This window comes from Nonomuraea sp. B5E05 (genome assembly GCF_039880665.1).
Lineage (GTDB): Bacteria > Actinomycetota > Actinomycetes > Streptosporangiales > Streptosporangiaceae > Nonomuraea.
This window is the reverse complement of record NZ_JBDPMJ010000002.1, coordinates 364,401-377,435: the sequence shown is the minus strand read 5'-3', so window position 1 is coordinate 377,435 and position 13,035 is coordinate 364,401. Positions and strand designations below refer to the sequence as shown.

Genomic DNA, 13,035 nt, shown 5'->3' with positions numbered 1-13,035 from the left:
AGGACCCGCCCCAGGACGACCCGCCATCCCGCGCCGAGACGCCGGTCACGGACCACCACACGCTCGCCCAGGACGACACGCCGTCTCGTGCGGAGACGTCCGTCGCGGACGACACGCTGTCTGCGGAGGCGCGGGTCGCGGACGACACCCCGCGCCTGGGCGAGCCGGTGGTCCAGAGGGGCGGGCCCGTCCGTGGGGAGACGCCGTCCCAGGACGATACGCCGTCCAGGGCGGGCACGCGGCCGGACGAGGACCTGGGATCGGATGAGGACCTGGCACCGGACGAGGACCTGGGACTCACCCTGGCCACGGGAGACGGCGACCTGACACCCGACGACGGGCACGGCCTGGACGCCGCTGCCGGACCCGCGGTGGAAGCCGAGCCGGGGGAGGGGCCGAGGCTCGAGGCGGCGCTGGAGGCTATCCTGCTTGTCGTTGACGAGCCGGTCGCCGAGGTGACCCTGGCTCAGGTGCTCGAACGGCCCACCCACGAGGTCGCCGGGGCGCTGCGTGGACTGGCGGCGGAATACACCGCCACCGGACGGGGTTTCGACTTGAGAGAAGTGGCGGGTGGTTGGCGTTTCTACACGCGTGCCGACTGCGCGCCGCTGGTCGAAAGGTTCGTACGCGACGGCCAGCAGACGCGGCTGACCCAGGCCGCGCTCGAAACACTCGCGGTCGTGGCCTACCGGCAACCGGTGAGCCGTTCCCGCGTCGCCGCCGTACGCGGCGTCAACAGCGACGGTGTCATGCGCACACTCGTCGCCAGGGGGCTGGTCGAAGAGGCCGGCACCGACCCGGAGAGCCAAGCGGTGCTCTACCGGACAAGCTCATACTTCCTTGAACGTCTGGGACTACGGGATCTGAGCGAGCTCCCCGAGCTCGCGCCCTTCCTCCCCGACGACGTGGAAAACCTCGAGGAGACAACAAAGTGATCAACAGGCGCAGCACCCCGTCCGGTGATGGACGCGGTCGTGGACGCACGGGCGGCTCCGGCCGTGGCGGGCGTCCCGCCTTCCGCTCCGACGACGCCCGTGGCGACTCCCGGCGTGACGACGACTTCCGTGGTGGGACCGGCCGAAGAGACTCCCGAGACTCCTCTCGCCGTGACGACTTCCGGGGCGACGACCGTGGCCGCGGTCGTGACTCCGTACGCGACTCCCGGCCCTCCCGCGACTCCCTCCGCGCCGACCGGGGCGGCACCCGCGCCCGGTACGGCAGGCCCGCCGGGCGCGACGACGCCGGCGGCGGCCGCTACTCGCGCGGAGCCGGCCGCGACGACCGCTCCACTCGCGACGACCGCTCCACACGCGACGACCGCTCCACTCGCGACGACCGCTCCACGCGCGGCGACCGCTCCACACGCGGCGACCGCGACGACCGTTACAACCGCGACGACCGTTACCAGCGCGATGGCCGCGAGGATCGTTACGGACGTGCTGAGCGCCCACGTGGCGACCGGGGAGGCCACCGTTCCGAGCGCCGTGACGAGCGCGCCGGCGGTTATCGTTCCGAGCGCGGCGACAGGTTCGAGCGTGGTTACCGGTCCGAGCGGCGTGACGAGCGTGGCGGCGGTTATCGTTCCGAGCGCGGCGACAGGTTCGAGCGGCGTGATGAGCGCGGTGGTGGTTTCCGGTCCGAGCGGCGTGACGAGCGTGGCGGCGGTTACCGTTCCGAGCGTGGTTACGGGTCCGAGCGGCGTGATGAGCGCGGTGGCGGTTACCGTTCCGAACAGGGCGGCAGGTCCGACCGGGGTGGTTACGGAGGCGAGCGGCGTGAGGAGCGCGGCGGCTTCCGGGCCGACAGGAGCGGGCGCCGTGAGGCCGCTCCCCGGGGCACCGAGTCCACCAGGTCCCGCTACGGCAGGCGCGACGGCGATGCCCGCACCGGGCGCGACGCCGGGCGTACAGGTCGTGCTCCCCGGCGGGACGACGTCCAGACGATCGGAGGCAGGCGCGGCGGCGGAAATGGCTACGGCAGCCCCCAGCACGATCGGGTGAAGGCGGCCCGCCAGCCCCTGCGCGACCGGAACTTCTACCCTGAGGGCTACTCCGACGAGCGCGACACCACCGAGGTCCCTGACGGCGTGCGGCTGCAGAAGGTGCTCGCCCAGGCGGGCGTCGCCAGCCGCAGGGCCTGCGAGGAGATGATCGGCGAGGGCCGGGTCACGGTGAACGGCCAGGTCGTACGGAGGTTCGGCGCCAAGGTCGATCCCGCGACGCAGGTCATCCACGTCGACGGGAAGCGCATCCCCACCGCCCCCGACCTGGTCTACTACGCCCTCAACAAGCCCATCGGCGTCGTCTCCACAATGGACGACCCGCAGGGCCGCCCGTGCCTGGCCGACTACGTCGAGGAGCTGGCGCCGAGGCTGTTCCACGTGGGCAGGCTCGACACCGAGACCGAGGGCCTGCTGCTGCTCACCAACGACGGCGAGCTGGCCAACAGGCTGACGCATCCGAGTTATGGGGTGCAGAAGAAATACTGGGCCAAGGTACCCGGGCCGATCCCGCGTGACCTGGGCCGCAGGCTCAAGCAGGGCATCGAGCTGGAGGACGGCATCGTCAAGGCCGACAGCTTCACCGTCGTGCAGGAGCACGGGCAGCAGGCGCTGGTCGAGGTCGTGCTGCACGAGGGCCGCAGGCACGTCGTGCGGCGCATGCTGGAGGTGGCGGGCCACCGGGTGATCGACCTGGCCAGAATCGAGTTCGGTCCGGTGAAGCTGGGCCGTACGAAGCCGGGCACCATCCGGGCGCTCAGCCTGAAGGAGGTCGGCGAGCTCTACGCCGCCGTGAAGCTGTAACCTGGCCGGAAGAAGGAGCCCGTGCGATCCTCGCGCGGGCTCTCCCGGTTAGGGAAGGGGACTGACCACATGGTGCGCGCGATTCGTGGGGCGATCCAGGTGGACGCCGACGACCGTGGCTCGATCATCGAAGGGACGACCGAGCTGGTCAGCGCGATCATGGAGCGTAACGAGCTGACCCCGGATGACGTGATCAGCGTGCTGTTCACGGCCACGCCCGATCTGACCGCCGAGTTTCCCGCGCTCGCGGCGCGGAAGCTGGGTTTCCACGAGGTGCCGCTGATCTGCTGCACCGAGATCGCTGTGCCGGGTGCGCTGCCCCGCGTGGTGCGGCTCATGGCCCACGTGGAGACCGACCGGCCGAGGGCCGAGATCCAGCATGTTTACCTGCGTGGCGCGGTGGCGCTGCGGCAGGACATCGCGCAGTGAGCGACCGGGCATCACATAACGAGATACTGGCTATCCCAATGGCCCGATAAATCAGGACACCAGATGGAACTTCGCACCGTGCTCGTCGTCGGCACCGGTCTCATCGGCACCTCCGCGGCTTTGGCGCTGCGCAAGCGCGGTGTGCGCGTGCTGCTCGCCGACCGCGATCAGGGAGCCGTACGGCTGGCACGGGAGCTCGGGGCGGGCGAGGAGTGGCGGCCCGGCGGCCCGCACCCCGCCCGGCCCGGCGGCCAGGCCATCGCGGAAGCGGGGCCGCAGGAGGGCCGGGCCACCGAGCAGGCCGACCTGGCGATCATCGCGGTGCCTCCCGCCCACGTGGCGACCGAGCTGCTCGAGCTGCAGCGGCTCCAGGCGGCCAGGTTCTACACCGACGTCGCCAGCGTCAAGGCGGAGCCCATCCACCGGGCCGCGCAGCTCGGCTGCGACCTGTCCGCCTACGTCGCCTCCCATCCGCTCGCCGGCCGCGAGAAGTCCGGCCCGGGGGCGGCCAGGGACGACCTTTTCCTGGGCCGGCCGTGGGCGCTGTGCCCCACGGAGGAGGCCGACCCCGAGGCGAAGGCGGCCGTGCTGCGCCTGATCGAGTTGTGCGGCGCCAACGCGGTCGAGGTCAGCGCCACCGACCACGACCGTGCTGTCGCGGTCGTCTCCCACGCGCCCCACGTCGCGGCCTCCGCCGTGGCCGCGCGCCTGGCCGACGCCACCGACGTCGCCCTCGGCCTGGCCGGACAGGGCGTGCGCGACGTCACCCGGATCGCGGGCAGCGACCCCGGGCTCTGGCTCGGCATCCTGTCGGGCAACGCCTCCCCGGTCGCCGAGGTGCTGGAAGCCGTCGCGCACGACCTGGCCGACGCGGCGAGCGCGCTGCGGGCCCTGGCCGAGGGCGACGGCACCGCGACCGGCGAGATCACGCAGCTGCTCAAGCGGGGTGTCGTCGGCCACGATCGTATCCCCGGCAAGCACGGCGGCCCCGCCTCCTCCTACGCCGTCGTCCAGGTCGTCATCGGCGACCGCCCCGGCCAGCTGGCCCGGCTGTTCCAGGTGTGCGACGAGGTCGGCGTCAACGTCGAGGACGTGCGCCTTGAGCACGCACCCGGGCTGCCGCTGGGCATCGCCGAGCTGTCGGTGGAGCCCGACGCGGCCGCCACGCTCTCCGAGGCCCTGCGCGAACGAGGCTGGCAGGTTCCCTAGTGTCATCCGCCCGGAATCCGTCGGCGATGTCCGGTGAGGGATTCCAGGACTGCTTCAGCGGTTCTCGGCCCGTACGAAAGTTCGAGTCCGGCGTTCGGTGACGTGGGCGGCTATCGGGGGCGGGTCCCCAGGTGCTGGGAGATGCGCAGGAGATAGCCGTCCGGGTCCTGCACCGCGAACTGGCGCACGCCCACGGCATCGACGGCGCGCTCGTACCAGCGCTCTTCCAGCGCGAGCCACATATCGTGGCCGGCGGCGAGCAGCGTGGCGTGAATCTGGCCCGCGTCCTAAGGCCAGGCTGGCCTACATGTCGGAGCAGATCAGTCGCCCCCGGGCGATTCAGTGTCTACCCGGCTCAGACCGGGCGGTTCTGCTGCTCGATGTACTGGCGCAGGACGGTGATCGGAGCGCCGCCCACACTCCCGGCGAAGTAGGAACCCGACCACAACGTGTTCGCCCGATAGTAGTGGCGGGCCAGCTCGGGGAACTCCTGTCGCAACCGCCGGGAGGACACCCCTTTCAGCGAGTTGACGAGCCGGGATAGGGCGACCTTCGGCGGGAAGTGCACCAGCAGGTGGACGTGGTTGCCCTCGCCGTTGTCCAAGCGGGTCATCACCGAGGCCAAGAAGACCCCGGAGCGGGCTTGGCTGGGCGAGGTGTCGGCGGTGGTGCTCCAGCAGGCGCTGGCCGACCTGAACGCCGCCTACCGCAACTTCTTCGCCTCGCGGGCCGGGCAGCGGAAAGGGCCAAAGGTGGCCCCGCCGCGTTCTCGGTCCCGCAAGGACCATCGGCAGGCGATCCGCTTCACCCGCAACGCCCGATTCTCGATCACAGCGGGCGGGAAACTGCGCCTGCCGAAGATCGGCGACGTTACGGTGAAGTGGTCCCGCCGCCTGCCGTCCGAGCCGTCGAGCGTGACCGTGGTCAAGGATGCGGCCGGGCGGTACTTCGCCTCGTTCGTGGTCGAGGCGGGCATCGAGCCGCTGCCGGAGACGGCCGCCGAGGTGGGCATCGACCTGGGGCTGACGCACTTCGCGGTGCTCTCGGACGGCCGGAAGATCGACAATCCCCGGTTCCTGCGCCGCGCCGGACGCCGCCTGCGCAAGGCGCAGCAGGCCCTGTCCCGCAAGGCGAAGGGGTCCAGCAACCGCGCCAAGGCCCGCGCCCGCGTCGCCAAGGCGCATGCGAAGGTGGTCGACGCGCGCCGGGACTTCACGCACAAGCTCTCCACCCGGATCATCCGCGAGAACCAAGCGGTGGTCGTAAAGGACCTGTCCGTGAAGGGCCTGGCCCGCACCCGGCTGGCCAAGAGCGTGCACGACGCCGGATGGTCGGCGTTCGTGAGCATGCTGGAGTACAAGGCCGCCCGGTACGGCCGCGCCCTGGTGAAGATCGACCGCTGGTTCCCCAGCAGCAAGCTGTGCTCGGCCTGCGGCGTGCTCGCCGAGTCCATGCAGCTCAACGTCCGGGCCTGGGCCTGCCCGTGCGGGGCGGCCCACGACCGGGACGTCAACGCCGCGATCAACATCCTGGCCGCCGGGCGGGCGGACAGGCTAAACGCCTGCGGAGGAACCGTAAGACCCGCCGCCTAGCGGAGGGCAGGACCCGGTGTAGGAAGCCGCAGAGGTGCCGCACGCGCGGCACGGGCTGAATCCCCGGCCTTCGCCGGGGAGCGCGTCAACGAATGGGCACCGCGGTGCCCGAGACCTTGACACGGGAGTCGCCGGGAATGGTGGAGCACGTCAGAAGGCTGGGCCGCCCCATGTCGACGCCCTGGTGAATGGTGAGAGCGGTGTCATCTTCGAGACGTCCCAGCGTACGCAGGTACCCGGTGAAGGCGGCGGCCGCGGCACCGGTGGCGGGGTCCTCGACCACCCCACCGGGCGGAAACGGGTTGCGGACGTGGAAGACGGCGGGGGATTCGGGCCAGAAAAGGTGGATGGTAGTCCATCCCAAGTCGGACATGACCTTGCCGAGGGCATCGAAGTCGTAGTCGAGATCGGCCAGACGGCTCCGGCTGGACGCGGCCAGGACGAGATGGTCGTTGCCGGCGGAGGCGACGTGCACCGGGTAGTCGGGGTCCAGATCGTCGGCCGACCAGCCCAGTGCGGCCAACGCGGGCCGTGTCTCCTCCTCGGAGGCTTGGCGGGTGGAGGTCGGCGGACTGGTCAAGGTGGCGATGAGCCCACCGGTCGGATCCGCGGCGATCTCCACCGGGACCGCGCCCGCCTGGGTAGCAAGGTTCACGGTTCCGGGGCCGATCTGTTCGCCGAGCGCGATCGAGGCGGCGATCGTCGCATGGCCGCAGAAGGCGACCTCGCTCAGCGGGCTGAAGTACTGGATCCGGTACTGGCGCTCATCCATGGGGTGCAAGAAGGCCGTCTCGGAGTAGCCGAGTTCGGCGGCGATGGCGAGCATCTCCGCGTCTGACAACTCCCGGGCGTCCAAGACCACTCCGGCGGGGTTGCCGCCGGTGGGAGTGGTGGTGAAAGCGGCGTACCTCAATATGTCAGTCATGTGGTCATCATGACGTATGCGGGTCCGAACCGTTTCGGCGCCCGATCCCAGCAGAGTTTGCCGGCAGGTCTGGACCGCGGCGCGCAGTCGTGCGTAACTCCCTGCCGCCCTACGACCTCGACCTCAATCCCGTCGAGGGCATCTGGTCCCTGCTACGACGCGGATGGCTCTCCAACGTCGCCTTCACCACCCCGGAGCACCTCATGCAGCGCGTCCGAAGCGGCCTCCGCCACGTCCAGTACCGCAGCCACCCCATAGACGGCAGCCTCACCGAGACAGGACTGACGATCAGCCCTTGATCACCGACCGCACATCAGGAGCTCAACGTCCGTGACGGAGAATTGGGCAGTCCACCCTGGGATCGAGCTTGGGGCAGTGTCAGTCCAGCCAGATGATCATCGCGTCGCCTTCCTGGGCTGCTGCCTGGAAGTACGGCGCCAGGGGGAGTCCTCACGGGCGGGTGTGTGACAGGCCCGACAGTTCATTGGATCAGGTCGGTGTGTGGATGCTCGGGAGAGGTCGGGCAAACGTAGAGCTGCATATTGTCCGTGCTGCCCACTTCGACCTTCGTCGGCTGCGCCGGGTCCTGGCCGGCGCGATGACCGGCAGCGTAGGCGGCGGCTTGGTCTTCGTACGGCGCCCAGCCGCGTCGCTCACCACCGTCCCATTCGAAGGAGGCGATGGTCAGCAGCGGGGCCATCTCAGCGTCGCAGACAGTGCAGTATCGGCGGTACGGGTCAGTGCGGCCCCATGGCGGCCAGCCCCCGACCTTCCATCCGGGAGCGTCAGCCAGATTGCCGTCATAGAACTCCTCGGGATAATCCGCGTACGAGCTGTCCACGCCCACGCCGGCTGTCTGCCATCTGCTCCAGTCGCCCACCGCCAGCCTCATCTCCGGGCTCAGCTCAAGGCTGTTGGGGTATTCGGTGATTGCTTCTGGTGCCAGCAGACAGGGCTCCGGCACATAGCCTGGGTAGTTCGCCTCATACGGTTCCGGTGGCGTGGCGAGGACATCGACGACCGAGGCGGCGGACCGCCAGAACACTGCAGTCGCGGGCTTCCAATCAGGAGCGTGGTCGTAAGGACACCAGAGGATCTGGAGCAGATCGGTCTCTCCGGGCGGCCGCAACAGGGGTATGTCGCGCAGATACAGCTGAGCCACGGGCAACATGGGGACCGGGCACTCCGCGGGCCAGGGAGGGCCGGCGTCGAGTCGCTTCGCGAGCCTCGCGGCATTCTGTTCCTTGATCGCCTCCTCCTCGGTCGTGAACTCGGGACCATGGGGATCATGGTGAAGCCGGGCCAGTCTGCGCCTCTCCAGCCGTACGTCTGCCGGCGACCGGCGGAACCCACTGTCCAGGTGCTCGCTTTCGCAGTGTGGCCACGGCTCCTCGGCCGGCCACAGCACCGGTCCCCCGACCGAGCTTTCCCCTGCCGAAGGCGACGCGGGACGAGGATGCAGCCGAATCGCAGGACGCGCCAACGGAGCCAGCTCAGGAAAGACCGCGGTCACCTCGACAGGCCGCGGCGGAGTCGTACGTACGAGAACCATGCCGGTGATCCTGTCACCAGCCACCGACAGTCCCCTGCCACCTCAATCGGCGTCAACGCTCAACTGGCTGCAACGCCCACCAACCCAGCCGCGGTGACAACGAGTCTGCCCATGAGACAGCTACCGTGCCTCGGCCCACGCTGACAGGGAACCAAGGCTCGCGCCACCCGACATCACGAGTTCAAGTTCAAAGCACGCCCGCGCTCAGCCGCCGGCCCGCTCCAGCCGCCGTCGTGCCAGCTCCACGGCGCGCGGCAACTCCCGCCGCTCCGCCAGCGCCCCCGGGAGGCGCGGTACGGCCGTGCGCAGCCCCCTCCACCCGGCGGGTCCCGCGCGCAGGGCGTCGAGCACCCGCCGCGCCACCACCGGCCACGGGCGGCGCAACACCGCGGTGAGCACGGCGTTCCGCAGGGCCAGCGCCTGCCTGCCACGCGGGTCCTTGGCCGGCGACGGGTGGTGGTGGGCCACGACGTCGTCCACGTACGCCAGCCCCCACCCCTTCGCGGCCAGGTCGACCGCCAGGCGCTCCTCCTCCCCGAAGAAGAAGATCACGTCGTCGAAGCCGCCCGCCTTCAGGAACGCCTCCCTGCGCACCACCGCCCCGCACGCCAGGAACCCCAGAACGCTCGGCCCCGGCAGATCCGGCTCGATGCCGAGCGGCGAGTGACGCATCAGCTCCGACACCGGATCCAGCCGTTCCTCGGGGCCCACCAGCACGCGCGCGCCGAGCACGGCCAGCCGGGGATGGGCGTCCAGCACGTCGGCGGCCAGTTCCAGCGCGCCGGGCGCCCACCAGGAGTCGTCGTCGGCGAAGGCCACGTACGGCGTCGCGGCCATCCGGACGCCGATGTTGCGGGCGGGCGCGCCCAGGTTCGTGCCCTGCTCCACGAGCCGGACGTCGGGGAAGTGCCGGCTGACGAATCCCGCCGTCCCGTCGGTCGAGCCGTTGTCCACCAGGATCACCGGGCGCGGATGCTTCGGGAGCGAACGGGCCAGCGCCCGCAGCCGATCCTTACTGGCCACGACGACGGTGACCCGTGCGTTGTCCGTCCCTGTCACACCCGGTCACTTACCGGGGCGGCGGTCGTTAGTCCTGATCAGGGCCTGGGCGGGTGCGCCGGGTGATGGCGTGTTCGAGACCGTCGAGGATGGCGTGCAGGCCGAACTCCTGGGTCGTCGTGGCCGTGGAGGTGGCATGGGTGGTGGCGAGCAGCGGGAACCGGTCGGCGTTGAGAAGCAGCAGGTCGCGCATGATCGGGGCGGCGTTGCCGTCCGTCCAGGTCTGGGTGCCGGGGCTGGCGGCCGCGTGGGTGGCGCGGATGTGGCTGGACACCAGCGTGATCGCGTTCAGGCGTTCGTGCTCGGTCAGGGGGGTGCCGGCCAGGGCGCTGAGGGCGCTCTCCGGCCACGCGGCCTCGCGCGGGCCCATGACGCGGTCGCCGACAGTGATCGACGGCAACCAGGGGTGCAGCCGCCAGGCGGCCGACAGCTGGCGGGCGTACTCCTCCAGCTTGGCCCGCCATCCCGAGACCCCGCTCAGGTCGGGGGCTTGGCCGACCGCGGCCTCGATCATGACGGCGATCAGCTCGGCTTTGTCGTTGACATAGCGGTAGAGGGCCATCTTGGTGAGGCCGAGCTCGGCGGCGACGCGCTGCATGGAGACCGCCTCCAGTCCTTCGGCGTCGGCGACCTTCATGCCGGCGGCCAGGACGTGCGCCTCGGCGGCGGCCCGTCCGTCATACGCGACTTCCTCACCGAAGGGCTTGTCGATCACCTGCACGTCGTCCAGATCCCGATCCTGCTCGGCCGCGGCGTCCGGCTCTGGGACGGCCTGGAGTCGCTGGAGGAGGCGTACGACATCGAAGCGGTCTCCACGCCGTCCGGCGTCACGCACCTCACGTTCACCGCCAGGAATCGGTGACCGTGAACACGACCGAGCCGTAGGTCTCTGGCAGGCGAATGAGGGCGAACCCAGTCGATGCCGTCCCCACCTGCCGGTCGGGCTGCCGCTCGGCCCGCTCGAAAGCTGGATCGCCGACCGAGCCGGAGGCTGTAGCCTCTTCAAGTCGGGTGGAACAACGTGAAGAGGGAGAGACCGTGACCGGTCTGGTCGTCGCCATGGACGGCCCTTCGGGGTCGGGCAAGTCGAGCGTCTCGCGCGGAGTGGCCCGCGCGCTGGGCCTGCGTTACCTCGACACCGGGGCGATGTACCGCGCGATGACCTGGTGGATGCTCCGGCAGGGCGTCGATCTGGCCGACCCCGGCGCGATCGCGGCCCGCTGCGGCGAGCCGCTGATCGTCTCCGGCACCGACCCCGACAGCCCGGCGATCCATGTCGACGAGGTCGACGTCGCGGGGCCGATCAGGGAGGCCGACGTCACCGGTGCCGTCTCCGTCGTCGCCGCCGTCCCCGAGGTGCGCGCCCGCCTGGTCGCGCGGCAGCGGGAGATCATCGGCGACGGTGGCGTCGTGGTCGAGGGCCGCGACATCGGCACGGTCGTCTGCCCCGGCGCCGCCGTCAAGATCTACCTGACGGCCAGCGCCGAGGCACGCGCCCTGCGGCGCAGCGCGGAGCTGGCCGGCTCGACCGTTCAGGCGCAGCAGGAGGCCATGGCCAGGCGTGACACCCTCGACTCGACACGTAAGGCCGACCCACTCTCGATGGCGGATGGCGCCGTCGAGCTCGACACCACCGCCATGAGCCTCGACGAGGTCATCGCGGAGGTGCTGAGACTGGTCGCCGAGCAGACGGGCCCGAGCGGGCCCGGCGGCGACCGCATTCGCGAGCGCACCTGACGAGCAGGTGCGGTACTCACTAAGGACGAAACATCGTGTCAACGGGGGATTGGGTCGAGGCCGACCTCGACGATCTTGAGATAACCGAGCACGGCGACGCCGCGCCGCTGCCGGTCGTCGCCATCGTGGGGCGGCCGAACGTCGGCAAGTCCACGCTGGTCAACCGCATCATCGGCCGCCGCGAGGCGGTCGTCGAGGATGTGCCGGGCGTCACCCGCGACCGCGTCACCTACGAAGCCAACTGGCGCGGCCGCCGCTTCACCGTGGTCGACACCGGAGGGTGGGACCCTGACGCGACCGGGATGAACCTGCGCATCGCCGAGCAGGCCCAGATCGCGGCCGAACTGGCCGACGTGATCGTGTTCGTGGTCGACACCACCGTCGGTCCGACCGACGCCGACGAGACCGTGGGCTCGGTGCTGCGGCAGTCGGGCAAGCCGGTCATCCTGGCCGCCAACAAGGTCGACAACCAGCAGCTGGAGCTGGAGGCCGCCGCGCTGTGGTCGCTCGGGCTCGGCGAGCCCTATCCCGTCTCCGCCCTGCACGGCCGCTCCAGCGGCGACCTGCTCGACGTGGTGCTCGACGCGCTCCCGGAGACGCCTGAGGTGACGTTCGGGGCCGAGCGCGGGCCCGCCCGCGTCGCCCTGCTCGGCAAGCCCAATGTCGGCAAGTCCTCGCTGCTCAACAAGCTGGCGGGGGAGGAGCGGGTCCTGGTCGACCCCATGGCCGGCACCACCCGCGATCCTGTCGACGAGCTGGTCGAGCTGGGCGGGCGCACCTGGCGTTTCGTCGACACGGCCGGCATCCGGCGGCGCGACCGTGAGCTGCAGGGCGCCGACTTCTACGCCGCCATGCGCACGCGCGCGGCGCTGGAGCGCACCGAGGTGGCGATCGTGCTGATCGACGCCAGCCAGCCGCTCACCGAGCAGGATCTCCGCATCATCGGCCTGGTCATCGAGTCGGGGCGGGCGATGGTGGTCGCCTTCAACAAGTGGGACCTGGTCGACGAGGACCGCCGCTACTACCTGGAGAAGGAGATCGACCGCCAGCTCGTACGCACCCCGTGGGCGCTGCGCGTCAACATCTCCGCCAAGACGGGGCGGCACGTCGACCGGCTGGTCCCCGCGCTGGAGAAGGCACTCGACTCGTGGTCCACGCGGGTGCCGACGGCCCGGCTCAACGCGTTCCTGACCGAGCTGGTGCAGCAGACGCCGCCGCCGGTGCGGGGCGGCAAGCAGCCGAAGATCCTCTTCGCCACGCAGGCGTCGGTGGAGCCGCCCAAGTTCGTGCTGTTCACCTCGGGCTGGCTCGAAGACACCTACCGCCGCTTCGTCGAGCGCCGCATCCGCGAGGAGTTCGGCTTCGCCGGGTCGCCGATCGAGGTCACGATGAAGATCCGGGAGAAGCGCTCGAAGAAGGACCGATAGCGCGCCGGGGGCGGCAAAGGTTTTGCCGTCCCCTCCGCGGGCTCGTAGGATCGACCGCAAACGTCGACGGAGACGAGTAGCCGAGGTCCCGCACGGGCCGAGAGAGCCGCCGGCAGCTGTGAAGGCGGTCCCGTGCACCTCTGGCGAAGACACTCCCGAGTGCGGGGAGGAAATGCCCCGCCGCCTGACCAGCGTCATCGGGTCCTCGAGGCCGCCTCGACCAGGGGCGGCGAAAGTGCGGTGGCACCGGGAGCTCCCTTCTCCCCCGCACTCCCAAGGGATCATGCATTTCCTCGTGAGGA

General features: G+C 70.5%; 13 protein-coding genes and 1 pseudogene. 9 read left to right on the top strand and 5 right to left on the bottom strand.

What is annotated here, in order from left to right:
• The first annotated feature begins 371 nt into the window (after window positions 1–371).
• The 4 genes from scpB to ABGB01_RS05155 all read left to right on the top strand — a co-directional run bounded on the left by scpB (window position 372) and on the right by ABGB01_RS05155 (window position 4,441).
• On the top strand, window positions 372–935 hold the full coding sequence (scpB, locus tag ABGB01_RS05170) for an SMC-Scp complex subunit ScpB (RefSeq protein WP_347771254.1): 564 nt from the start codon (window positions 372–374) through the stop codon (window positions 933–935).
• A complete protein-coding gene (locus tag ABGB01_RS05165) occupies window positions 932–2,803 on the top strand; it encodes a pseudouridine synthase (RefSeq protein ID WP_347770796.1) in 1,872 nt (623 codons plus the stop codon). The genes scpB and ABGB01_RS05165 overlap by 4 nt, the downstream gene beginning before the upstream one ends.
• 69 nt (window positions 2,804–2,872) lie before the next feature.
• Window positions 2,873–3,232, top strand: coding sequence for a chorismate mutase (gene aroH / locus ABGB01_RS05160; RefSeq protein ID WP_132606764.1), 360 nt, complete (start codon window positions 2,873–2,875; stop codon window positions 3,230–3,232).
• 63 nt (window positions 3,233–3,295) lie between these two features.
• Window positions 3,296–4,441 carry a prephenate dehydrogenase gene (locus ABGB01_RS05155; protein WP_347770794.1) on the top strand — a complete coding sequence of 382 codons (1,146 nt, stop codon included), beginning with the start codon at window positions 3,296–3,298 and terminating at the stop codon, window positions 4,439–4,441.
• A 355-nt stretch (window positions 4,442–4,796) separates the two neighbouring features.
• Here the strand turns inward: ABGB01_RS05155 and tnpA are convergent.
• Window positions 4,797–5,039 (bottom strand): annotated as a pseudogene (tnpA, locus tag ABGB01_RS05150) (IS200/IS605 family transposase); the annotation flags it as partial.
• Between tnpA and ABGB01_RS05145 the strand changes: the two are divergent.
• Window positions 5,038–6,033 carry a transposase gene (locus tag ABGB01_RS05145; RefSeq protein ID WP_347770792.1) on the top strand — a complete coding sequence of 332 codons (996 nt, stop codon included), beginning with the start codon at window positions 5,038–5,040 and terminating at the stop codon, window positions 6,031–6,033. The pseudogene tnpA and the gene ABGB01_RS05145 sit on opposite strands and share 2 nt — an antisense overlap.
• A gap of 85 nt (window positions 6,034–6,118) precedes the next feature.
• Here ABGB01_RS05145 and ABGB01_RS05140 read toward each other — a convergent pair whose 3' ends face one another.
• Window positions 6,119–6,958 carry a PhzF family phenazine biosynthesis isomerase gene (locus tag ABGB01_RS05140; RefSeq protein ID WP_347770790.1) on the bottom strand — a complete coding sequence of 280 codons (840 nt, stop codon included), beginning with the start codon at window positions 6,956–6,958 and terminating at the stop codon, window positions 6,119–6,121.
• Between the two features lie 89 nt (window positions 6,959–7,047).
• On the opposite strand from ABGB01_RS05140, the gene ABGB01_RS05135 reads away from it, so the two are divergent.
• Window positions 7,048–7,257: a hypothetical protein gene (locus ABGB01_RS05135; protein ID WP_347770788.1), complete on the top strand. Its 210-nt coding sequence runs from the start codon at window positions 7,048–7,050 to the stop codon at window positions 7,255–7,257.
• Between the two features lie 182 nt (window positions 7,258–7,439).
• Here the strand turns inward: ABGB01_RS05135 and ABGB01_RS05130 are convergent, their stop codons facing one another.
• From ABGB01_RS05130 to ABGB01_RS05120, 3 genes are all read right to left on the bottom strand, one after another.
• Complete coding sequence (locus ABGB01_RS05130) at window positions 7,440–8,120, bottom strand: hypothetical protein (RefSeq protein WP_347770786.1); 681 nt, start codon at window positions 8,118–8,120, stop codon at window positions 7,440–7,442.
• A 594-nt stretch (window positions 8,121–8,714) separates the two neighbouring features.
• A complete protein-coding gene (locus ABGB01_RS05125; protein WP_347770784.1) occupies window positions 8,715–9,569 on the bottom strand; it encodes a glycosyltransferase in 855 nt (284 codons plus the stop codon).
• Between the two features lie 28 nt (window positions 9,570–9,597).
• Window positions 9,598–10,206, bottom strand: coding sequence for a TetR/AcrR family transcriptional regulator (locus ABGB01_RS05120; protein ID WP_347770782.1), 609 nt, complete (start codon window positions 10,204–10,206; stop codon window positions 9,598–9,600).
• A gap of 15 nt (window positions 10,207–10,221) precedes the next feature.
• Here ABGB01_RS05120 and ABGB01_RS05115 point away from each other — a divergent pair, with 15 nt between their 5' ends.
• From ABGB01_RS05115 to der, 3 genes are all read left to right on the top strand, one after another.
• On the top strand, window positions 10,222–10,431 hold the full coding sequence (locus ABGB01_RS05115) for a dihydrofolate reductase family protein (protein ID WP_347770780.1): 210 nt from the start codon (window positions 10,222–10,224) through the stop codon (window positions 10,429–10,431).
• Between the two features lie 176 nt (window positions 10,432–10,607).
• Window positions 10,608–11,306, top strand: a complete 699-nt coding sequence (gene cmk, locus ABGB01_RS05110) for a (d)CMP kinase (protein WP_347770778.1) — start codon at window positions 10,608–10,610, stop codon at window positions 11,304–11,306.
• Window positions 11,307–11,341: 35 nt separating this feature from the next.
• Window positions 11,342–12,733 carry a ribosome biogenesis GTPase Der gene (gene der, locus ABGB01_RS05105; protein ID WP_347770777.1) on the top strand — a complete coding sequence of 464 codons (1,392 nt, stop codon included), beginning with the start codon at window positions 11,342–11,344 and terminating at the stop codon, window positions 12,731–12,733.
• The last annotated feature ends 302 nt before the right edge of the window (window positions 12,734–13,035 follow it).

Excerpts from the sequence above, each read along its gene's own strand:
- ABGB01_RS05120 (WP_347770782.1), bottom strand. The coding sequence starts at position 10,206 with ATGAAGGTCGCCGACGCCGAAGGACTGGAGGCGGTCTCCATGCAGCGC.
- ABGB01_RS05155 (WP_347770794.1), top strand. The coding sequence starts at position 3,296 with ATGGAACTTCGCACCGTGCTCGTCGTCGGCACCGGTCTCATCGGCACC.
- ABGB01_RS05140 (WP_347770790.1), bottom strand. The coding sequence starts at position 6,958 with ATGACTGACATATTGAGGTACGCCGCTTTCACCACCACTCCCACCGGC.
- aroH (WP_132606764.1), top strand. The coding sequence starts at position 2,873 with ATGGTGCGCGCGATTCGTGGGGCGATCCAGGTGGACGCCGACGACCGT.